This is a genomic window from Streptomyces sp. NPDC058691, assembly GCF_042714775.1.
GTDB lineage: Bacteria > Actinomycetota > Actinomycetes > Streptomycetales > Streptomycetaceae > Actinacidiphila.
Genome location: NZ_JBHXSO010000089.1, coordinates 1 through 20,615 on the forward strand (window position 1 = coordinate 1; position 20,615 = coordinate 20,615).

General features: G+C 72.2%; 18 protein-coding genes. 9 read left to right on the top strand and 9 right to left on the bottom strand.

Annotation, left to right across the window (positions count from 1 at the left end; genetic code table 11):
• Positions 1-52: 52 nt before the first annotated feature.
• The 3 genes from ACFWVC_RS36065 to ACFWVC_RS36075 all read right to left on the bottom strand — a co-directional run bounded on the left by ACFWVC_RS36065 (position 53) and on the right by ACFWVC_RS36075 (position 2,447).
• Complete coding sequence (locus tag ACFWVC_RS36065) at positions 53-754, bottom strand: SDR family oxidoreductase (protein WP_384297547.1); 702 nt, start codon at positions 752-754, stop codon at positions 53-55.
• A 271-nt stretch (positions 755-1,025) separates the two neighbouring features.
• Positions 1,026-1,634, bottom strand: a complete 609-nt coding sequence (wrbA, locus tag ACFWVC_RS36070) for an NAD(P)H:quinone oxidoreductase (RefSeq protein ID WP_384297549.1) — start codon at positions 1,632-1,634, stop codon at positions 1,026-1,028.
• A gap of 336 nt (positions 1,635-1,970) precedes the next feature.
• Positions 1,971-2,447: a winged helix-turn-helix transcriptional regulator gene (locus ACFWVC_RS36075; RefSeq protein ID WP_384297551.1), complete on the bottom strand. Its 477-nt coding sequence runs from the start codon at positions 2,445-2,447 to the stop codon at positions 1,971-1,973.
• 220 nt (positions 2,448-2,667) lie between these two features.
• Between ACFWVC_RS36075 and ACFWVC_RS36080 the strand changes: the two genes are divergently transcribed.
• Positions 2,668-3,231 carry a hypothetical protein gene (locus ACFWVC_RS36080; RefSeq protein ID WP_384297553.1) on the top strand — a complete coding sequence of 188 codons (564 nt, stop codon included), beginning with the start codon at positions 2,668-2,670 and terminating at the stop codon, positions 3,229-3,231.
• A 12-nt stretch (positions 3,232-3,243) separates the two neighbouring features.
• Here ACFWVC_RS36080 and ACFWVC_RS36085 read toward each other — a convergent pair whose 3' ends face one another.
• The 4 genes from ACFWVC_RS36085 to ACFWVC_RS36100 form a co-directional block, all read right to left on the bottom strand.
• A complete protein-coding gene (locus tag ACFWVC_RS36085) occupies positions 3,244-3,909 on the bottom strand; it encodes a cytochrome b/b6 domain-containing protein (protein WP_384297555.1) in 666 nt (221 codons plus the stop codon).
• Entirely contained in the window at positions 3,851-4,579 is a 729-nt protein-coding gene (locus ACFWVC_RS36090) for a molybdopterin-dependent oxidoreductase (RefSeq protein ID WP_384297557.1), read from the bottom strand. Before ACFWVC_RS36090 ends, ACFWVC_RS36085 begins: the two co-directional genes overlap by 59 nt.
• Positions 4,580-4,723: 144 nt before the next feature.
• Complete coding sequence (locus ACFWVC_RS36095) at positions 4,724-5,341, bottom strand: hypothetical protein (RefSeq protein ID WP_384297559.1); 618 nt, start codon at positions 5,339-5,341, stop codon at positions 4,724-4,726.
• Between the two features lie 94 nt (positions 5,342-5,435).
• On the bottom strand, positions 5,436-6,530 hold the full coding sequence (locus ACFWVC_RS36100; protein ID WP_384297561.1) for a LacI family DNA-binding transcriptional regulator: 1,095 nt from the start codon (positions 6,528-6,530) through the stop codon (positions 5,436-5,438).
• A gap of 254 nt (positions 6,531-6,784) precedes the next feature.
• On the opposite strand from ACFWVC_RS36100, the gene ACFWVC_RS36105 reads away from it, so the two are divergent.
• Positions 6,785-8,911, top strand: a complete 2,127-nt coding sequence (locus ACFWVC_RS36105; RefSeq protein WP_384297563.1) for a glycoside hydrolase family 3 N-terminal domain-containing protein — start codon at positions 6,785-6,787, stop codon at positions 8,909-8,911.
• A 48-nt stretch (positions 8,912-8,959) separates the two neighbouring features.
• On the opposite strand, the gene ACFWVC_RS36110 is transcribed toward ACFWVC_RS36105, so the two are convergent.
• Positions 8,960-9,349, bottom strand: a complete 390-nt coding sequence (locus ACFWVC_RS36110) for a winged helix-turn-helix transcriptional regulator (protein ID WP_384297565.1) — start codon at positions 9,347-9,349, stop codon at positions 8,960-8,962.
• A 138-nt stretch (positions 9,350-9,487) separates the two neighbouring features.
• Here ACFWVC_RS36110 and ACFWVC_RS36115 point away from each other — a divergent pair, with 138 nt between their 5' ends.
• Positions 9,488-10,342, top strand: coding sequence for an NAD(P)H-binding protein (locus ACFWVC_RS36115; RefSeq protein WP_384297567.1), 855 nt, complete (start codon positions 9,488-9,490; stop codon positions 10,340-10,342).
• A 110-nt stretch (positions 10,343-10,452) separates the two neighbouring features.
• On the opposite strand, the gene ACFWVC_RS36120 is transcribed toward ACFWVC_RS36115, so the two are convergent.
• Entirely contained in the window at positions 10,453-11,760 is a 1,308-nt protein-coding gene (locus ACFWVC_RS36120; protein ID WP_384297569.1) for an RICIN domain-containing protein, read from the bottom strand.
• 585 nt (positions 11,761-12,345) lie between these two features.
• Here ACFWVC_RS36120 and ACFWVC_RS36125 point away from each other — a divergent pair.
• From ACFWVC_RS36125 to ACFWVC_RS36150, 6 genes are all read left to right on the top strand, one after another.
• On the top strand, positions 12,346-14,571 hold the full coding sequence (locus ACFWVC_RS36125) for an RICIN domain-containing protein (RefSeq protein WP_384297571.1): 2,226 nt from the start codon (positions 12,346-12,348) through the stop codon (positions 14,569-14,571).
• A 288-nt stretch (positions 14,572-14,859) separates the two neighbouring features.
• Entirely contained in the window at positions 14,860-16,281 is a 1,422-nt protein-coding gene (locus tag ACFWVC_RS36130) for a ricin-type beta-trefoil lectin domain protein (RefSeq protein WP_384297573.1), read from the top strand.
• 70 nt (positions 16,282-16,351) lie between these two features.
• Complete coding sequence (locus ACFWVC_RS36135) at positions 16,352-17,086, top strand: pyridoxal 5'-phosphate synthase (protein ID WP_384297575.1); 735 nt, start codon at positions 16,352-16,354, stop codon at positions 17,084-17,086.
• A gap of 89 nt (positions 17,087-17,175) precedes the next feature.
• Positions 17,176-17,796: a Clp protease N-terminal domain-containing protein gene (locus ACFWVC_RS36140; protein ID WP_384297581.1), complete on the top strand. Its 621-nt coding sequence runs from the start codon at positions 17,176-17,178 to the stop codon at positions 17,794-17,796.
• Between the two features lie 12 nt (positions 17,797-17,808).
• On the top strand, positions 17,809-18,801 hold the full coding sequence (locus ACFWVC_RS36145) for a DMT family transporter (RefSeq protein ID WP_384297577.1): 993 nt from the start codon (positions 17,809-17,811) through the stop codon (positions 18,799-18,801).
• Between the two features lie 208 nt (positions 18,802-19,009).
• The gene (locus tag ACFWVC_RS36150) at positions 19,010-20,608 is read left to right on the top strand and encodes a phytoene desaturase family protein (protein ID WP_384297579.1); all 1,599 of its coding nucleotides are present in this window, start codon (positions 19,010-19,012) and stop codon (positions 20,606-20,608) included.
• Positions 20,609-20,615 lie beyond the last annotated feature (7 nt).

The window sequence follows — 20,615 nt, forward strand, 5'->3', positions numbered from 1 at the left end:
CGGCAGGCATGCCGTGCCCGGGCCGCTCCGCGACGAGGCCGCGCGTGCCGCGTCAGTTGACGCGGGCGGCGTTGGCCACGGGCTGCGAGAGGGTGGCCTTGACCTGCCGGGTCGCCTCGTCGGCGAGGACCTCGGGCAGGTCCGCGGCCAGGGCGTCCATGGTCAGTTCGGCCACGGTGGCGGGACTGATCTTCGGGGCGTCCGTCCAGGCGCTGAGGTCGGTGTCGACGAATCCCGAGTGCACGCCCACGACCAGGGTTCCCTGCGCCGCCAGCCCCTGCCGCAGGGCGTCCGTCAACGACCACTGCGCCGCCTTGGAGGCCGCGTAACCCGGGAACGCCGGCTGCCCGACCCAGGAGGCCAGCGAGAGCATGTTCACCACGGCCCCTCCGCCGTTGCGGGCGAGGATCGGGGCGAACGCCCGGGAGACGGACCAGGTGCCGAAGTAGTTGACCTCCATCGCCTGGCGCGCGCCGTCCAGCGGGCCTTCGAGCAGGCCCGAACTCGCGCCGCCGATCCCCGCGTTGTTGACCAGGATGCTGACGTCACCGGCGACGGCGGCTGCCGCCGCGACCTGGCCGGGGTCGGTGACGTCGAGGCGCAGGGGCACGAAGTCCTGATCGATGACGCTCTCCGGGTCGCGGACACCGGCATAGACCTTGGCCGCGCCGCGGTCGAGCAGCGCGCGGGCGAATGCGCGGCCGATTCCACGATTGGCGCCGGTCACCAGTGCGACCGAACCTTCGATGTTCATAGGACTTCCTTTGCGACGGGCGCCCGGGGAGCGCCGGACGACCGCACGTGGGACGGCCGGCGGCGCGCCCCTGGGGTGCGGCCGAGGAGGCATCGAATCCGTTCGGGCGGTCCCGATGGGCTCGATCGCAGGCGCGAACGCACCTGGTCGTCTCAGGCTAACATCTGACTTTAGTTATGCAAGTCAGATGCCCGATCGCCGTCAGCCGGCGCCGCCGCTGGAGGTGGCGCCGGCCGACGTGAGCCCACGGCCCGGTGGTGCGGGGAAGGCGTCAGGCGGCCTTGATGCGCGCGGCCAGCCGCACGACGCGCTCGGCCTGGACACGTGCGGCGGTGCGGGTGATGTCGTCGATGGGGTTGGTGCCCTGACCGTCCACGTGGGACGTGCCGTAGGGGTTGCCGTCGACGAACTTGGTCGGGTCGGTGAAGCCGGGGGTGACCGTGACGCCGCCGAAGTGGTGGATGGAGTTGTAGAGCGCCAGCAGCGTCGATTCCTGGCCGGCGTGGGCGGTCGCGCTGGAGGCGAAGCCGCTGTAGACCTTGTCGGCCAGCTTGCCCTGGGCCCACAGGCCCCCGAGGGTGTCGATGAACTGCTTGAGCTGCGAGGAGACGTTGCCGAAGCGGGTCGGGGTGCCGAAGATCACGGCGTCGGCCCAGTCGACGTCCTCGGGCGTGGCGTGGGGGACGTCCGCGGTGGCCGCGTGGTTGGCGGCCCAGGCGGGATTGCTTTCGATGGCGGCTTGCGGGGCCAGTTCGGCGGCCTTGACGAGGCGGACCTCGGCGCCGGTCTTCAGGGCCGCGTCGTGCAACTCCCTGGCGATCCCGGTGATGGTGCCGGTGGAGGAGTAGTAGACGATCGCGAGCTTCACGGGGGTGGTCACAGGGGTGCTCCGTTTTTGTGTGCGGGGTTGAGGGGGAGGTCAACCGGACAACTAGCCGACCGGTCGCCTATTCGAAGGTAGGCGACCGGTCGACAACTGTCAAAGAGTCTTCAGAGGTGCAGCGGAAGTGGTGTGTCGTGCGGCGAATACGCAGGTCGGCGGCGCGTGCGCGGCCTCACGGCGCCCCGGGGGACGTGGGCTCGGGGCGGCGTCGGTCCGGGGGTGTGCGGATCGTCACGCGTGGCGAAAAGGCGGTTAGGGCCCGCCCGGCCGGTCTCGCCCCGAGGGGCGCCCGATCGGGGGTGACGGGAGTGACGGGGGTGACGGGGGCCTGCGTCAGGCTCCGGCGCTCTTGTCGCTGAGCAGGGTCACCTCGGTGCCGGGGACTTCGTGGCCGTCCTCGTCGAGGAAGCCGACGCGGACCGGGCGGTCGGTGGAACGCGTCCGCCGGTTCGCCGAGGGGCCCGAAGGGCGCGGGCGGTGATGGTCGCCCCACTGCTGGAGCGCGGCCAGGACCAGTTGCAGGTCCTGCCCGGCTTCCGTGAGGTGGTAGCTCTGCCGGGGCCGGCTGCCGGGCTCCTGGTACGTGCGCGTACACAGCACGCCGGAGTCGAGGAGGAGCTTGAGCCGGGTGCTGAGCAGGTTGGGTGCCACGCCGAGCGAGGACTGGATCTCGGCGAAGCGGTGGCGGCCGGCGAAGATGTCGCGCAGCACCAGCAGTGACCAGCGCTCGCCGAGGATCTGCAGGCTCCGCTCGATGGAGCAGCTCGGCTCGTCCTCCGTGGGGCCCGACACCTGCCTTCCGGACGGCACTGCGCACCTCCTGCGTGATGCCCGCCCGCGCGCGGGGATCGCGTCACGGTGCGTTTGTCAGTGTACGCCTGGCTTTCCTCCCACTATCCAGGCCGGTGTTCCCGACCGCCGGCCTCGCGGCCGGTTCGCGACCGCGCAAGCCCTGGAAGCGTGCACCCGGGACCCGCGCGGGCGCCTGCGCCTGTGACAACCGGTCGGCACGCCGCCCTAGGGTGAAGCAATGGTCGAAACGGATGTGCGGATCGCGCGAATGGTGCAGGGGTGGGTCTCCGAAGTAGGCAGCCTGGCCAGCGAGTTCGCCGCCGTCTTCGAGGCGGTCCAGGGATTTGCCCCCGGGGAGCACGCGGTCCTTCGGGCCTCCGCCGAGGAGGGCGTCGCTTCCGCCGGGATGCTCGCCCGTGCCGGTGTTCCCGGATCCCTGGTCGCCCTGTACTCGGTGCTGCGGTCGGCCGAGCTGCCGGACTTCGGCAACGGGATCTGGATCGACGAGGCCGCATCGCTTCTGGAGCAGGCCGAGGCAGGTAACTACCCCCGGCTTCTGGCCGGAGCGGTCGATGACCGGGTGACGGTGTTCGCCACGGATGGCGGCGGAGGCATGTACGCGGTCAGCCACGCCATCGGATGCGTCTACCACCTGACCCTCGGCTCCCTCGTCGGTACGACCTACGACCTGGACGAGGACGGCTACACCGTGGCTGCCCCGAACCTGGGCGCCTTCCTGGAGGAGCTCCACTACCGTCTGGCCCAATCGGTCCAGGCCCAGTGGGACATCGTGCGGGCATGAAGCGAGTTCGCCCTAACGCTCGTCGTCGTGCCACCGGGGATGCAGCCGTCGTGCCCACTGCCGCTCCACGTACCCCGTGCGCATGCCGAGCCGGGCCTGCGGGTCGCGAAACGCCATCCGGATGTGGCCGAACAGCACGGCGACGACGGCCCAGGCCAGGATGTCGTGGACGAAGATCGCGCTGGTGCGGGAGATCGACGGCAGCACACCCGTGAACCACATCAGGAGGCCGGTGGCCATCATGGTCAGGACGGCCCCGGCGATCCAGCCCGCGTAGATCTTCTGCCCCGCGTTGAACTTGCCGGCCGGCCGGGCGTCCGGTGAGGTCAGGCGCCTTCGGACCGCCCGCAGCCACTGCCTGTCGTAGCCGGCGAAGCGGTTCAGCCTGCGCAGGTCGGCGCGGAAGGCGGGTGAGGCCAGGCCGAGCAGAAAGGGCAGCGGCAGCAGGATCCCGGACCACTCGTGGACCGTGACGAGCAGGTGGCGGCGGCCCACCAGCTGGGCCAGCGGGGCCAGGTAGAGGCAGGCAGCGGTCGTCACGCAGAGCAGCATCAGCCAGCCGGTGGCCCGGTGGACCAGGCGTTCGGCACGGGTGAACCGGGCGATCAGGCCAGGGCGTTCAGGCCGCGGCGGCGCCGCCGCGCTTGTCGGCTCCGTCGAGCCAGCCGTCGACGGCATAGCCGTACTCCTCCCAGTAGCCGGGTATGACCTGGTCGGTCACGGAGATCCCGGACAGCCACTTGGCCGATTTGTAGAAGTACATCGGGGCCACGTAGAGCCGGACGGGGCCGCCGTGCTCGTGGCTGATCGGCTTGTCCTGCATGGACAGCGCCACCATGACGTCCGAGCGGCGGGCCTGGTCGAGGGTGAGGCTCTCGGTGTAGACGCCGTCGAAGCAGGTGAACTGGACCGCCCTGCCGTCCGGTCGCACGCCGGCCGCGTCCAGGAGGTCGGAGAGCCGCACTCCGGTGAACGGGGTGTCGGCCACCCGCCAGCCGTCCGTGCACTGCACGTCGTGGACGATCCGGGTCTGCGGCAGAGCGCGCAGGTCGTCGAGGCTGTACGTCCTCGGGCGGTCGACGAGACCGCCGATCTTCAGCCGGTAGTTCGTCGCGTCCTTGCGTGGCACGGACCCCACGACGCTGTAGTAGCGGAAGCCCCCCGGGTTGGGGAGGATCCCGGTGATCCCGGTGGGGTCGGCCTGGGAGGCGGCGCCGAGGAACTTCTCCCATCCGCGCTGTGCCCAGGGGGCGGTGGCGACGCCGGCGGCTCCCAGGCCGAGCATGGCGAGCATCGTCCGTCGCGCCACCGGCGTGCCGTCTGCCGGCCGGCCGGGTCGGTCAGCCATGGCTCATGAGGCCTCTCCTTGCGCATCACCTATTGGAAGGGTGATGAGCCTCGCACGGAGATGAATAACCTGTCAAGGCGGTGATGGGTGACGTGGGAGACGCGGCGCACGGCGTTCCGGCCGGTCAGGGCACGGCCGTCCGCGTCAGGGGCAGGTTTCCCCGAACTTGACGGCCTTGAAGGAGACGGGCTGCCCGTGCAGTGCTTCGCCCGGCGCGGGGCTCTGTGAGCACACCCGCCAATTGCTCTCCAGGAGGATGTAGCGCTCCTTGTCGGTGGCGTCCTCCGCGGTGATGCTCGTGGCGGACGGAAGGGCCTGACGCGCCACCTTCAGGGACGTGCCCTTCAGGTCCGGCATGGTGGTGCCGGCCGTCGGGGGCGCGGTCGCGTCGCTCGCGGGGCAGGACTCGGCGAGCTTGACCGTTCCGAAGCCGACCGTGGCCCCGGTGGGCCGGTGGCCCGGTGCGGGGCTCTGGAAGCAGACCTTCCAGTCGCGGTCCCAGATCTGCTCGCGCCCCCGGCCGAGGGAGTCGTGCGAGTCGAGCCGGTGGAAGCCGAGCGACTGGGCCCGGTCCTGGGCGGCCTGCAGTCCCATGCCGTGGAAGTCGGGCAGGTCGGCGACCGTGGCAGGGGTCGTGGTGCTGCTGCCGGAGGGCCGGTCGCTGGTGCCGCCGTCCGCCGGGTCGCATGCGGCGAGGGCGGTCGCGGCGACAAGGGCGAGGGATGCGGCCAGGACGCGGGCGGCGAGGCGGGTCATGCTCATAACCGGATACGTACCCGGACACACCGCGTGAATGCCGCAACCCCGCCGCAACCCCACCCCAAGGTGACGTCCGGTCAGGCCGGTGGACCGGACGTCACCTTGCGGCGGCCGACCGGGCCCCGCAGGTGTCGCGGACCACCAGCCGGGTCGGCACCACCGAGGGGGCCGGGCGCCCCACCGGGCCCGGGCCCAGCAGTTCGCGCAGGGCGGCGACGGCGGCGGCGCCGAGGGCGCGGCGGTCCTGCGCGACGGTGGTGAGGGCGGGGCTGACCAGTGTCGCGGCGTCGATGTCGTCGAAGCCGACCACGGCCAGGTCGCCCGGCACGGACCGGCCGGCCTCGGCGGCGGCGCGCAGGGCCCCGATGGCCATGAGGTCGCCCGCCGCGAACAGCGCGGTGGGGGGCTCGGGCAGGGCGAGCAGCCGGTGCACGGCACGGTGGCCGCTCTCGAGGAAGAAGTCGCCCGTGACCACGTACTCCTGTGGCGCGGGGAGCCCGAGGCGGGCGCACGCGGAGCGGAAGCCCGCCAGCCGCTCGGCGGCGGGCGGGAGTTCGGGCGGGCCGGTGACCGTGGCGATCCTGCGGTGGCCGAGGGCGTGCAGATGGGCCACCGCCGTCTCGGCCCCGGAGGCGTTGTCGGAGGCGACGCTCGCCGTGCGCGGGCCGTCGAGCGTGACGTCGAGTCCCGCGCAGGGGGTCCCGGAGGCGGCGAGCACGCGCAGGGCGCGGTCGTCGGCCGGGCGGCCCATGACGATGACACCCTCCAGGCTGTGCCGGCGCACCGCCTGGACGTACACGCTGTCCGGGTCGCCGGGGCCTGCCGTCGTCAGCAGCATCAGGTGGTAGCCGGCCTCGGACAGCGCGGTGCGCACCGAGCTCAGCAGGCCCTGCAGGAAGGGGTGGTGCAGTCCGTGCGACTCGTGCCAGGTGTCCCACAGCAGGCCGATGGTGTCCGAGCGGCGGCGGACCAGGGTGCGGGCGGGCTCGTTGGGGGCGTACCCCAGTTCGCCGGCGAGCCGGCGGATGCGTTCGCGGGTGGCCTCGCTGACGTCGGCCCGGTTGTTGAGGGCGCGCGAGACCGTCGCGGTGGACACTCCGCTGCGCCGGGCCAGTTCGCGCAGGGTGACGGCGGTGGGGCCCTGGGGCGGGGGGACGGGGGTCTGGTCTCCGGGGGTTCGCGTCACGCTCACAGTCTTGACGATATGTCATGTCAGCGTCAGGCTCTTGGGGCGACAGCAGCCGGAAACGTTTACGGCCAGCGCCCCCTTCGGGGCCGGACAGGAACGGGATGCCTGCGATGCCTGCGAACGAACCGCGCACACGCCTCACTCGCTCACGCCTGAGAAACCTCGTCGTCCTCGCGACCGCGGCCGCCTGCGCCGCCGCCGTCGCGGCGGTGCCCGCTCAAGCCGACGGCCCCTTGTACACAAGGGCCGGAGCGCCGGTGGACCTGCGCGTGAAGGACCTCCTCAAGCGCATGACGCTGGACGAGAAGATCGGCCAGATGGACCAGATCGCCGTCGCCCGGATCCAGGGCGACTGCGAATGGAGCGGCGGCGAGCTCAACGAGAGCTGCATGAAGACCGTCCTCGCCGACTACCCGGTCGGCTCGGTGATCTCCGGCGGCGGCATGGCCCCCGCCAAGAACACCCCGCAGGACTGGGCCAAGATGGTCAACGCCGTGCAGAAGTACGCCATCACCAACTCGCGGCTGCACATTCCGATCGTGTACGGCGTGGACGGGGTCCACGGGCACAACAACGTGCTCGGCGCCACGATCTTCCCGCACCAGATCGGCCTGGGCGCCACCTGGGACCCGGGGACCGTGCACGACTCCTCCGCCGCCACGGCCCGCGCCGTCGCCGCCACCGGCATCGACTGGAACTTCGCGCCCGTCGCCGACCTCGCCCGCGACCAGCGGTGGGGCCGCTACTACGAGACGTACGGCGAGGACCCGCTGCTCGCCGGCACCCTGGCCGCCGCCGCGGTCGACGGCGCCGAGCACGCCAAGGGCGCCAAGCGGGTGGCCGCCACCGTGAAGCACTTCGGCGGCTACTCCGAGCCGGCCAACGGCCACGACCGCGTGCCCGCCGACGTCTCGATCCGCTATCTGCAGGACACCATCCTGCCCTCGTACAAGCAGGCCGTGCAGTCCGGCGCGAAGTCGGTCATGGTCAACTCCGGTGCCGTCAACGGCGTCCCGGCCACCGCCTCGACCTACCTGCTGACCAAGGTGCTGCGGCAGCAGTGGGGCTTCAAGGGCGTGACCGTCAGCGACTGGGAGGACGTCCGCGCCCTGCAGACCCGTTACAAGATCGCCGCCGACTACCCCGAGGCGATCGCGCTGGCCGTCAACGCGGGCCTCGACATGGCGATGGAGCCGTACTTCGCCAAGGAGTGGAGCCAGGGCCTGAAGACCGCCGTGGACCGGCACCTGGTCTCGCAGAAGCGGATCGACGAGGCCGTCAGCCGCATCCTGCGGATGAAGTTCGAACTCGGCCTCTTCGAGCACCCGTACGTCGACCCCGCCAAGGCCGACGCCGCGGTGAACGGCGCAGACACCGGCCTGGCGCGCACCGCCGCGGCGGAGTCCCAGGTGCTGCTGCGCAACGAGGGCGGCGTGCTGCCGGTGAGCGCCTCCGCCAAGCGGATCGTCGTCGCGGGCTCCTACGCGGACGACATCAACGACCAGGCGGGCGGCTGGACCATCGGCTGGCAGGGCGTCCCGGACGGGGTGACCCTCCCCGGTACGACCATCCTGGAGGGCATCCGCGAGGCGGCGCCCGCCGGCACCGAGGTCGTGCAGGCCAAGACCGCGGACGATGCCGTGGCCCAGGCGAAGAACGCGGACCTGACGGTCGTCGTGGTCGGCGAGAAGGCCGCCGCCGAGGGCGCGGCGGACAGTCCGCGCCCTGAGCTGACGGCCGATCAGCAGGCGCTGGTGAAGTCCCTGAAGGCGAGCGGCAAGCCGGTCGTCACCGTCGTCGTGGCCGGGCGCCCGCTGGTGCTGGGCGACGCCGAGGGCACGCAGGGCCTGCTGATGTCCTGGCTGCCGGGCACCGAGGGCGGCCACGCGGTCGCCGACGTGCTCTTCGGCAAGGTGAACCCGAGCGGCCGGATGCCGGTCTCGTGGCCGAAGAACATCGGCAACGAGCCGATGTACTACCAGCAGCTGCCGGGCACCAACGGCGGTCCGGAGTCGTCGTACGACCCGCTGTACGCCTTCGGCGCGGGCCTGTCGTACACGACGTACAGCTTCGACGCCCTCACCGCCGACTCCAAGGGCGTCAAGGTGACGGTCTCCAACACCGGTGCCAGGGACGGTGACCTGGTGGTCCCGGTCTACGCGTCGCGGCCGGTCAGCGACGTGCTGGCACCGCCGCGCAAGCTGGTGGCGTTCACGAAGGTCCACCTCAAGGCGGGCGAGCACAAGACCGTCCGGCTGGACTTCGCCAAGAGCGCGCTCGCGGTGACGCCCGGCGACATCGACGGCTCGGGAACGCCGCGCGTCGAGCGGGGCACGTACACCTTCACCGCGGGGGACAAGAGCGCCGACGTGGTGCTGCGTTAGGCGCGGCGCGCCGGGGACCACGGGCCCGCCGGCCCGTGGTCCCCGGCGTCAGTTCGCCTCGTCGTACCGCGATCGCGCCCGGTCCACCTCGCCCATGTGCTCCTGCGACCAGTGCGCGAGCGACGCGAACAGCGGTGCCAGGCTGCCGCCCAGCTCGCTGATCTCGTACTCGACGCGCGGCGGGACTTCGGGGTGGTAGGTGCGGATCACCAGGCCGTCGCGCTCCAGCTGGCGCAGACGCTGCGTCAGGACCTTCGGGGTGACCGTGCCGATCCGGCGCTGCAGTTCCACGAAACGCTGCCGGCCGTGGGTGTGCAGCGTCCACAGGATCGGCGTGGTCCAGCGGCTGAAGACCAGGTCGACGACCGGGCTGATCGGGCAGGCCAGTGCGGGGGCGGCGGCCGGGGAAGGGGCGGTGCGGGCGGACGGGCTGCTCATCGGGGCGCCTTCCGTGTGATCCGGCAAGGTTCGGCAAGGTCGGCATAGTCACTATCTTCTAGGTACCTACTATACCCACGCTGTTAGCTTCGTCCGGTCGCAGTCAGTCCCAGCCAACGGGCCGAAACGGAGCCGAAGATGATCGCAGTGACAGGTGCCACCGGGAACGTCGGACAGCCGCTCGTCCGGGCGCTCGCCGCGGCAGGGGAACCGGTGAGGGCACTCTCCCGCCGGGCCCCGGCGCAGGGCGAACTCCCCACCGGCGTACGGCATATGAGGGTCGACCTGACGGCCCCGGAGGAATTGCGCGTGGCACTGGACGGCGCCGAGGCGCTGTTCCTGCTGCCGGCCGGGGACCTCCTGGCGCCCGGCGGCCGGCCGTACGACCTGGTGGACGCGGCCAAGGCGGCCGGGGTGCGGCGCATCGTGCTGCTCTCCTCGCAGGCCGCGGGCACCCGCCCGCACGCGGTCTCCCACGAGCCGCTGCGGGTCTTCGAGGCCGCGGTGCGCGAGTCCGGCGTCGACTGGACGGTACTGCGGTGCGGGGGTTTCGCCTCCAACGCCTTCGCCTGGGCGGAGTCCGTGCGCACGGCGCACACGGTGGCCGCGCCTTTCGCGGACGTGGCGCTTCCCGTCGTCGACCCCGCCGACATCGCCGGTGCCGCCGCGGTCGTCCTGCGCGACGACCTCCGCGTCCACGCGGGACGCACCTACGAGCTGACGGGCCCCGCTCCCGTCTCGCCGCGTGAGCAGGCGGCCGCGATCGGCGAGGCGCTGGGCACGCCGCTGCACTTCGTCGAACTGAGCCGGGACGAAGCCCGGTCGGGCATGCTGCGCTTCATGCCGGAGGCCGTCGCGGACGGCACCCTGGACATCCTGGGGGAGCCGCTCGCCGAGGAGCGGCGTGTCGGCCCGGACGCCGAGGGGCTGCTCGGCCGCCCCGCGCAGCCGTTCGCCGCCTGGGCGGCGCGCAACGCCGCCGCCTTCCGCTGAGCCGCACCGGGATGCCGCGACCGGATGCCGCAAACGCGTCAGGCCGTCCGTACCCGGTTACGGGGTACGGACGGCCTGACGTGGCAGTCCGGGGTCAGCGGGTCAGCGGGTCAGGGGCGGACGGTGAGCTGGAAGGACTGGGCGGCGGTGCCGTTGCAGGTGTACTGCTGGATGCGGGCGGCGTCGGCGGTGGACGCCGAGGGCACGTCGAGGCACTTGCCGCTGTTGCGGTTGACGAAGTGGTAGGTGCCGCCGGTCTCCGCGACCGGGAGCCACTGCTGGTTCGCGCCGCCCGAGTACGACCAGAGCTGGATCTTGGCGGCATCGGCGGTGGAGACACCCGTGACGTCCCACGACTTGGTCGCGTCGTTGCGGTTGTTGACGCGGTAGTAGCCGTCACTGGTGGGCTGGAACTGCCAGTCCTGCGCGGTGGTGCTGTTGCAGGTGTACTGCTGCACCGCGGTGCCGTTGGCGGTGGCCGCGGCGGCGGCGTCGACGCACTTGCCACTGTGCTTGGCGGCGACCGTCACCCAGCCGCTGGGCACGGGCCCGGTCGGCGGGGTGGGGTCTCCGGTGGAGCCGGTGCCGAGCCACTTGAGGCCGTCGAGCAGGAAGGTGTTCTGGGTGGCGCTCGCGAAGGTCGACGACAGGCCGGTGTTCGTGTCGTAGTTCATCGCGTTGTGGCCGAAGTTGGCGTACAGCATGCGGTACTTGGTGTTGGTCCACAGGATCGGGTAGTAGCCGCTGTACCAGGACTGGTTGGGGTCGGTGCCCAGGGGGAAGCTCACCGGGTCGACGGACGCCAGGATGTCGATGTCCGGGTTGGTGCGCAGGTCGTTGCTCCAGCTGTACCACTCGCTCACCGCCGAGGTGAACGTCGCGGGCAGGCGGCTGGTGGAGGGGTGCGTGCGGTCCTCGACGCGCAGCACGGCGGTGGTGGGGCCCCAGGTGTTGGAGCGGAAGTTGCCGCTGCCCAGGAACTGGTTGTAGTACCAGGGCCAGCTCTGCGCGCTCGTCGTGAAGGCCGAGACGTGGAAGCCCAGCCAGGCGCCGCCGCCGCGCATATAGGCCTCGAAGCCGGAGCGCTGGGCGGCGGTCTGCGGGGCGTCGTCGAGGAAGAGGACGACCTGGTACTGCTTCAGCGCGGCGCTGTCGGCCAGCAGGTTCCAGTTGTTCGTCGAGGTGTACGTGAAGCCGTTGGCCGCGGCCTGCTGCGGGAACCACCGGTTGGCTTCGCCGACGAAGTTGATGTGGGCGGCGTCGAAGGTGCCGTTGTAGAAGGCGATGACCTTGAAGGGCGTGGCGGCCGCGGCGCCGGGGCCGGCGACGGCGGGGGCGACGCTGATGCCGAGGAGGACGGCGAACAGCAGTAACAGGCGGCCGGCGGCGCGCCGGGCGGCGGTGGTGAGAGCGGTCATGGGGGGAGTGGTCCTTCCCGTGTCGGCGTGCGTGGGTGGGGCGCCGGTGAGGGTGAAGGGCGGTGAACGGCGTCGAGCGCTCGGGGAGATGGTGGGGAGGCGCTGGGGGAGGCGGTGCGGAGACCTTTGTCAACGTTGTGATTTAAGGAGTGAAGGAAGGTCGCCGTCAAGGCTTTGGTACAGACCAGTCGGCGGTGTTCCGGCTGTGGGGGCCGGAGCGGCGCAAGGCGCCGGCGCGGGGGTCCGCGTTCAAGTGTTGACCGGCGCACCTCGTCGGCAGGAGCCGCGGGGCCGCCCGGATGCCCGGTGTTTGAGCTGCTCAAACACCGTAAGCGCAGGGCGGGTTGAGTGTTTACCACGGATCGGCGGGAGTTCGGAATCCGTAGCGCCACCTCTTGACGTGTCCCTTCCATGAGCCTAACTTCACGCCGTGAAGAAAGGTTGTCCAGACCTTTGAGCCGCTGTCGCAGCCGGGTGTTCGCTGCCCGGTGAAGCCCGTACCACCCTTCACACTCCCCGTGCCGACGCTCGCTTCGGCATGCCCGCCCCCCACGGCGCCGCGCCCCGCGCGGCACAGGAGCTTCCATGAGAATCCTCGGAGCACCGTCTCCGGGCGCCCCCGGCCGCGGCCGGACCCGGCGCCGCGTCATACCGCTCGCCCTGGGCGCGCTGTTCGCCTCGGGCCTGTCCGCCGTCGTGCTCGCCCCTCAGGCGCAGGCCGCCGTGCCCACCGGCTGGGTGACGGTCGCCGCCAAGCACAGCGGCAAGTGCGTCGACGCCGCCGCCGCGGCCACCGCCAACGGCACGGCGGTGCAGCAGTACGCCTGCAACGGGACCACCGCGCAGCAGTGGCAGTTCCAGGCGACGAGTGACGGATACGTGCGGGTCAACAACCGCAACGACGCCACCAAGTCGTGGGACGTCACCGACGTCTCCACCGCCGACGGCGCCCCGGTGCAGCTCTGGTCGTACTCCAGCGGCGCGAACCAGCAGTGGCTGCCGGTCGAGGAGGCCGGCGGCACCTACCACTTCGTCAACCGCAACAGCGGCAAGTGCCTCGACGTGCCCTCGGCCTCGACCGCCGACGCCGCCCGCATCCAGCAGTACACCTGCAACGGCACCTCGGCCCAGTCCTTCAGCCTGGGCTCCACCGACGGGCCGCAGAACCCGCCGGGCACCCCCGACCTCGGGCCGAACGTCTCCGTCTTCGACCCGTCGATGTCCTCGGCGTCCATCCAGAGCCGGCTCAGCCAGGTCTTCGGCCAGCAGGAGTCCAACCAGTTCGGCTCGCAGCGCTACGCCCTGCTCTTCAAGCCCGGCAGCTACAACGTCGACGCCAACGTCGGCTTCTACACCCAGGTGGCGGGCCTCGGCCTGTCGCCGGACGACGTGACGATCAACGGCGCGGTGCACGCCGAGGCCGACTGGTTCCAGGGCAACGCCACCCAGAACTTCTGGCGCTCCGCCGAGAACCTCTCCGTCAACCCGTCGAGCGGTACCGACCGCTGGGCGGTCTCGCAGGCGGCCCCGTACCGGCGCATGCACGTCCGCGGCAACCTGCAGCTGGACGACGGCGGCTGGTCCAGCGGCGGTCTCCTCGCCGACTCCAAGATCGACGGCCAGGTCCGCTCCGGCTCCCAGCAGCAGTGGCTGTCGCGCAACAGCCAGTGGGGCAGCTGGACCGGCTCCAACTGGAACATGGTCTTCGTCGGTGACGTGAACGCTCCCGCCAACACCTTCCCGAACCCGCCGTACACCACGGTCGCGCAGACCCCGGTGACGCGTGAGAAGCCGTTCCTGTACGTGGACGCGGCCGGTGCCTACAAGGTCTTCGTCCCGGCGCTGCGCACCAACTCCCAGGGCACGAGCTGGGCGGGCGGAAGCCCGGCCGGCAGCTCACTGCCGATCGACCAGTTCTTCATCGTCAAGCCCGGTGCCACCGCGACCGACATCAACGGCGCGCTCGCCCAGGGCAAGAACCTGCTGTTCACGCCGGGCGTCTACCACCTCAACCAGACGCTCAACATCAACCGCGCCGACACCGTGGTACTGGGCCTGGGCCTGGCGACCATCATCCCGGACAACGGCATCACGGCGGTCAACGTGGCCGACGTGGACGGTGTCAAGCTCGCCGGTCTGCTGATCGACGCCGGCACGACCAACTCGCAGACGCTGATGCAGGTCGGCCCGGCCGGCTCGTCCGCGCGGCACACCGCCGATCCGACCTCGCTGCACGACGTCTTCTTCCGCATCGGCGGCGCGGGCGTCGGCAAGGCCACGCAGAGCCTGGTCGTCAACAGCTCGGACGTCATCGGCGACCACATGTGGCTGTGGCGCGCCGACCACGGCAGCGGTGTCGGCTGGAACAGCAACACGGCCGCCAACGGCCTGATCGTCAACGGCACCAACGTGACGATGTACGGCCTGTTCGTGGAGCACTACCAGCAGCATCAGGTGATCTGGAACGGCAACGGCGGCCGCACGTACTTCTTCCAGAACGAGATGCCTTACGACCCGCCCAACCAGGCCTCCTGGATGAACGGTTCGACGCGCGGCTACGACGCGTACAAGGTCAGCCCGTCGGTCACCAGCCATGAGGCCTGGGGCCTGGGCAGCTACTGCTACTTCAACGTCAACCCGTCCGTGGTCGCCGACCGTGCCTTCGAGGCGCCGGCCGTCGCCGGGGTCCGCTTCCACGACATGGTGACCGTCTCGCTCGGCGGCACCGGCACCATCAGCCACGTGATCAACAACATCGGAGGACCGTCCAACTCCTCCAACAACGTGGCCAACCTGGTCTCGGGTCCCTAGCCAGGAGGGACTCGGCCGAGGCGGGGCCGCCGTTCGCACGGCGGCGGCGGCCCCGCTCCCCGGTGTGCCCGCGTCCACCCGGCGGTGCCCTGACGGTCCGTGGATTCCCGTGGGCGCAGGGGGTTGACGCAGAGCTGGTCTAGTCCATACCGTCATCGGCCATCGGCTGTTCATGTAGTGGGGTGTTGTTCACCTACATGAACAGCCGGCAAGGCCCCCCACGCCGTCTCCACGGCGCACCACCCCCCACAGCGCGCACCTCACCGCGCCCACGACAGGAGTCGTCCTGTGCTGAAATCCGCCGTCAGAACCCTTGCAGCCGTCCCCGCCGTCCTCGCGATGGCCGCCACCGCCGTCGTCGCCACCGGCGGCTCCGCGAGCGCCGCGGCCAACCCCGGCCCCGGCTTCCCCGCCCAGTACGCCGCGCCCTACGTCGAGACCTGGAACTCCCCCTCGGCCATGGCCAACGCGCGCAACGCGACCGGCCTGAAGTACTTCACGCTCGCCTTCGTCATCGACGCCGGCGGCTGCAACGCCACGTTCAACGGCGACACGCCCGTCACCGACGCCGGCTGGACCTCCGCGATCAACTCCCTGCGGGCCGCGGGCGGCGACGTCATCGCCTCCTTCGGCGGTGCCGCGGGCACCGAGATCGGCGTCTCCTGTACGAGCGTGGCCTCGCTGAAGGCCCAGTACAAGAAGGTCGTCGACGCCCTGAACCTCACCCGCATCGACCTCGACATCGAGGGCGGCCAGCTCGACAACACCACCGCCAACGACCGTCGGAACAAGGCGCTGGCCCAGCTCCAGCAGGAGTACGCGGCCGCCGGGCGGAAGCTCGACGTGCAGTACACCCTCCCGGTCAACCCGACCGGCCTGGAGTCCAACTCGATCAGCCTGCTGAACAACGCCAAGAACAACGGGCTGAACGTCAACCTCGTCAACATCATGACGATGGACTACGGACCGGCCATGGACATGGGCAAGGCCGCCACCGACGCCGCCACCGCGCTGCGCAACCAGCTCGGTGCCATCTGGACCACCAAGACCGACGCGCAGCTGTGGGCGATGGAGGGCAACACCCCGATGATCGGGGTCAACGACACCACCGCCGAGACCTTCACCACCGGCAACGCCACCACGCTCGCCAACTTCGCCAAGTCCAAGGGCATCCAGGAACTCGCCTTCTGGGCGGTCGGCCGCGACAAGGCCTGCGCCACCAACGGCCAGCTCTCGGACACCTGCAGCGGCACCCCGCAGAGCGCCTGGCAGTTCTCCAGCATCTTCAACACCGTGACCGGCGGCACCACCCCGCCGCCCACCGGCTCCACCGGGCAGATCACCGGCCTCGGCGGCAAGTGCGTCGACGTCGCCGCGGCGAGCAGCGCCAACGGCACCGCCGTCCAGATGTACGACTGCAACGGCACCACCGCCCAGCAGTGGACCGTGGGCACCGACGGCACCATCCGCGCCCTCGGCAAGTGCATGGACCTCACCGCCGCCGGTACCGCCAACGGCACCAAGGTGCAGCTGTACGACTGCAACGGCACCGGCGCCCAGGTCTGGCAGCGCGCCACCGGCGACACCCTGGTGAACCCCGCGTCCGGCAAGTGCCTCGATGTCACCGACAAGTCCACGGCCAACGCGGCCCGGCTGCAGATCTGGACCTGCGCCGGCGGCACCAACCAGCAGTTCCACCTCCCGGCCTGACAGGGGGCCAGGCCCGCCGCCGCCCGGTGCACCACGTGTGCGCCGGGCGGCGGCGTGTGAGGATCGGGACGTGACCGACGACGACAAGCCCGGCCCGGCCGGGAAGCCCGGCGCGGCCGGCCAGGACCCCGTGACCGCCGACTCCCTCCGCGAGCGGATGCGTTCCGCCCCCGTGCTGGCCGGCCCGCTCCCCGGCTTCGACCCGGCCACCGCCGGACCGGCGCCCGGGCCGGTGTTCGCCCGCTGGCTGGCCCGGGCCCTCGACGACGGGGTACCGGAGCCGCACGTCATGACCCTCGCCACGGCAGGTGCCGACGGCCGCCCGTCGGCCCGGGTGCTCATGCTGCGCGGCGTCGACATCGAGGGCTGCGCCTTCGACTTCGCCTCCGAGGCGGCCAGCCGCAAGGGGCGCGACCTGGCGGAGCGCCCGTACGCCTGTCTCAGCTGGTACTGGCCCGCGCACGGCCGGCAGGTGAGGATGGCCGGGGCGGTGCGGACCCTGGACCGCGACACCGCCCGGCGTGACTTCCTCGGCCGCCGTGAGGCCTCCCGGGCCGCCGGCTTCACCGGCCTCATGAGCGCACCGCTCGACGGCCGGGCAGCGTACGAACATGCCCGGCGGCGCGCCGCCGGGCATGTCGCCGCCGCCCCGGAGGACGTCCCGGAGGGCCACACCGTCTACCGGCTCGTCGCCGACGAGGCCGAGTTCTGGCAGGCCGACCCGGCAGGCGGCCACGTCCGGCTCCGCTATCTGCGCGACCCGGCGGCGCCGGAAGGCTGGACGCGCGGTCTGCTCTGGCCCTGAGATGCCCCCGTCCGCCGTCATCCTTCAGGAGGACCGCTCCCACGCACGTGCCCATCCGGAGGAGTAGCGACGAATGAATCCGTGTGCCGATGCCCCGCGGCGGCGGAACTGATGGGGTGGACACCGTGCACAGGGACGACTTGCGGCTCACCGTGGAGCTGCGCTCGGTGACCGCCGGGGCGCGGCGCCGCGCGGTGCGGGACGGCGACGACCGCGTCGACACCGCGCATCTGCTCCACTCCCTGCTGGAGAGCGACCCGCGGGTCCGCGAGGCCGTGGACGGCGGCGCGGGGGGTGGCACGGACGGCGGCGCGGGCGGTGGGCAAGTGGCCCGCGTCCTGGGGTACTTGGTGCAGCGCAGCATCGGCTACGGCATGCGGTGGCGCGGAGCGGTCGAGGACTCCGGGGCCCTGGCCCTGGCACCGTCCGCGCTCGCCTCGCTCACCTCGCTCAGCTCCCTCGGCGCGCCCGGCTGGAGCCCGGCCGCCGCGACGGCGATCGGCGCCGCCGTCGCCCGTGCGCAGGAGCGGGGCACGGCGCAGGCCGACGGCGGCGACCTGCTGGAGGCGCTCCTGGCCGACCCGGCGTGCCGGGCCGTGGAGGTACTGCGGGCCGCCGGGGTGGACCCGGCCCGGCTGTTGGTGCGCCCGCCGGCCCTGCGCGGCACGGACGACAGCCGCTACTGGGGTGACGGTCCTGTCGCGAGCTGACATCATGGCCCGATGCATGTGTCTCAGGGGAGGAACACCGGGCTCGGACTCGCGCTGATCTCCGCGTTCGCGTTCGGTGGTTCGGGGGTCGCGGCCAAGCCGCTGATCGAGGCGGGGCTGGACCCGCTGCACGTGGTCTGGCTGCGCGTGGCCGGCGCCGCGCTCATCATGCTGCCCGTCGTCCTGCGGCACCGCACCCTGCTGTTGCGCCGCCCCGCGGTGCTGGCCGGCTTCGGGCTGCTCGGCGTCGCCGGCGTGCAGGCCTTCTACTTCGCGGCCATATCCCGCATCCCTGTAGGCGTCGCGATCCTCGTGGAGTTCCTCGGCCCCGCGCTGCTGCTCGGCTGGGTGCGCTTCGTGCAGCGCAAGGCGGTCAGCAGGGCCGCGGCCGTCGGCGTGGTGCTCGCCGTCGGCGGCATGGCGGCCGTGGTCGAGGTGTGGTCGGGGCTCGCCTTCGACCCGCTGGGCCTCGCGCTGGCCTTCGGGGCCGCCTGCTGCCAGGTCAGCTACTTCGTACTGGCCGACCACGGCAGCGACGGCGAGGACGCGCCCGACCCCGTCGCCGTCATCGCGTACGGACTGCTCATCGGCGCCCTCGTACTGACCGTCACCTCCCGCCCCTGGGAGATGGACTGGACCGTGCTCACCCACCGCGCCGACATGGGCGAGGTGTCCGTGCCCGCACTGCTGCTCGTCGGCTGGATCGTGCTGGTGGCCACCGTCGTCGCCTACCTCACCGGCGTGCTCGCCGTACGGCGGCTGTCGCCGCAGGTCGCCGGCGTCGTCGCCTGCCTGGAAGCGGTCGTCGGCACGATCCTCGCCTGGATCCTGCTCGACGAGCACCTGGGCGTGCCGCAGATCCTCGGCGGCGTCCTCGTCCTCGCGGGCGCCTTCGTCGCGCAGACCGCGAAGAAGCGGGGGACGAGCACCGTGGTGGCCGCCGCGGTCCCGGCCGACCCGGATGCCGCCGACGCCGCGCCCCAGGGCAAGGCGCGGCTCAGCTGAGGTCCCCTGGCGGGGCGTCGCGCGCCCCGCTCCGTCCACCGACGCCACGGACCCCCTGGGCCGGCGGCGGTCCCGGCCCGCCCTCCGGGTGCGGCTCCTCCGCGCGGCGTGCACGCTGGAGGGCGGGAGACGGGACGGGTGCCTCGGGACCTCGCCCCGGCCGGACACGCCGGGCGGCATCCCCGAGCGACGAGGTCGAGGAGCACTGATGCCACGCACGGTCGACGCCGTCGTCGTCGGTTCCGGAGTGAACGGCCTCGTCGCCGCAGCCGAACTGGCCAAGGAGGGCTGGTCGGTGGCCCTGGTCGAACGGAACGACCGGCTGGGCGGTTTCCTCGCCACCGAGGAGCGGACCGTGCCCGGCTTCCTGCACGACACCTATGCGTCGTGGCACCCGCTGTTCGTGTCCGGAGCGGCCTACGCCGCCCTCGGCGAGGACCTGCACCGGCACGGCCTGGAGTACCGCAACACCGACGGCTTCGTCACCGGCACGGTCACCGACGACGGCCGCGCCGTCCTCGTCCACCGTGACGCCGGCATCACGGTGGAGGCGTTCGGCCACGCCGAGGACAGGGCCGCCTACCTCGCCATGCTGCGGCGGTTCCTCGACAACGCCGACGCCATCGGCGGCGTGCTGGGCGGTGACCCCCGCTCGCCGCGGGTGCTGCGGTCCATCGCGAAGCTGCTGCGGCGGGAGCGGTTCACCGGCACCGAGGCCTGGCTGCGCGCCGCGCTCACCAGCGGCCGTTCGTACTGCCACAGCACCTTTCGCGGCGACGAGGCGGACCTGCTGTGGGTGCCGTGGCTGCTGCACGCGGGGCTGTCCCCCGACCATGCCGGCGGCGGCCTGCTCGTGCCCGTGCTGGCCGCCTCGCTGCACGGTTTCGGCGTGCCCGTCGTGGCGGGCGGTGCCCGCAACTTCGTCCGGGCCTTCGAGGCGCTGCTCGGCGACATGGGCGTGGACGTCCGCACCGGGCAGCCGGTGGAGCGGCTGCTCGTCACCGGCGGCCGGGTCACCGGCGTGATCAGCGGCGGCGAGACCATCCACGCGCGCCGCGCCGTCCTCGCCTCGGTGACCCCCACCGCGCTGTACGGGGAGCTGCTGCCGCAGGACGTCCCCCTCCCGCCCGCGGTCCGCGGCCAGGCGCGGCGCTACCGGTACGGCCGCGCCGCGATGCAGATCCACGTCGCGCTCTCCGCCCCGCCCGGCTGGCACGACGACCGTCTTGCCGGGGTGCCGCTGCTGCACCTGAGCGACGGGTCAGCGAGCACCGGGATCGCGTGCGCGGAGGCCGAGGCCGGCCTGCTGCCGCGCAGGCCCACGGTGGTCGTCGGCCAGCAGTACGTCCTGGACCCGTCGCGGGTGCCGCGGGGAACCGCGGCCCTGTGGATCCAGCTCCAGGAGGTGCCCTACGCGCCGGCCGGCGACGCGGCGGGCGAACTCGACGTCACCGGCGGCTGGACGAAGGCGCTGACCGAGGGCTACGTGGACCGCGTGCTGGCCCGCGTCGCCCGGCACGCCGCCGATCTGCCCGGCAAGGTGCTCGGCTGGGACGCCCTCACTCCCTCCGACCTGGCCGCGTACAACCCCAACGCGGTGGCCGGCGACCCCTACGGAGGCTCGGCCGAACTCGACCAGAGCCTGCTGTGGCGCCCGCTGCCCAGCGCGCCCCGGCACGCCACGCCCGTGCCGGGGCTGTGGCACATCGGCTCCTCCACCCACCCCGGACCCGGCCTCGGCGGCGGCTCGGGACACCTCGCGGCCCAGCAGCTGATCCGTGGCGCGCGCCGACGCGGCCGTCGCTGACCCGCCG

What these genes read in the sequence shown, in the direction of transcription:
- ACFWVC_RS36145 (WP_384297577.1), top strand. Translation starts at nt 17,809, where the DNA reads ATGCATGTGTCTCAGGGGAGGAACACCGGGCTCGGACTCGCGCTGATC.
- ACFWVC_RS36125 (WP_384297571.1), top strand. Translation starts at nt 12,346, where the DNA reads ATGAGAATCCTCGGAGCACCGTCTCCGGGCGCCCCCGGCCGCGGCCGG.
- ACFWVC_RS36150 (WP_384297579.1), top strand. Translation starts at nt 19,010, where the DNA reads ATGCCACGCACGGTCGACGCCGTCGTCGTCGGTTCCGGAGTGAACGGC.
- ACFWVC_RS36140 (WP_384297581.1), top strand. Translation starts at nt 17,176, where the DNA reads ATGCCCCGCGGCGGCGGAACTGATGGGGTGGACACCGTGCACAGGGAC.
- ACFWVC_RS36115 (WP_384297567.1), top strand. Translation starts at nt 9,488, where the DNA reads ATGATCGCAGTGACAGGTGCCACCGGGAACGTCGGACAGCCGCTCGTC.
- ACFWVC_RS36090 (WP_384297557.1), bottom strand. Translation starts at nt 4,579, where the DNA reads ATGGCTGACCGACCCGGCCGGCCGGCAGACGGCACGCCGGTGGCGCGA.
- ACFWVC_RS36095 (WP_384297559.1), bottom strand. Translation starts at nt 5,341, where the DNA reads ATGAGCATGACCCGCCTCGCCGCCCGCGTCCTGGCCGCATCCCTCGCC.
- ACFWVC_RS36120 (WP_384297569.1), bottom strand. Translation starts at nt 11,760, where the DNA reads ATGACCGCTCTCACCACCGCCGCCCGGCGCGCCGCCGGCCGCCTGTTA.
- ACFWVC_RS36065 (WP_384297547.1), bottom strand. Translation starts at nt 754, where the DNA reads ATGAACATCGAAGGTTCGGTCGCACTGGTGACCGGCGCCAATCGTGGA.
- ACFWVC_RS36110 (WP_384297565.1), bottom strand. Translation starts at nt 9,349, where the DNA reads ATGAGCAGCCCGTCCGCCCGCACCGCCCCTTCCCCGGCCGCCGCCCCC.
- ACFWVC_RS36080 (WP_384297553.1), top strand. Translation starts at nt 2,668, where the DNA reads ATGGTCGAAACGGATGTGCGGATCGCGCGAATGGTGCAGGGGTGGGTC.
- ACFWVC_RS36085 (WP_384297555.1), bottom strand. Translation starts at nt 3,909, where the DNA reads ATGCCGTCGACGGCTGGCTCGACGGAGCCGACAAGCGCGGCGGCGCCG.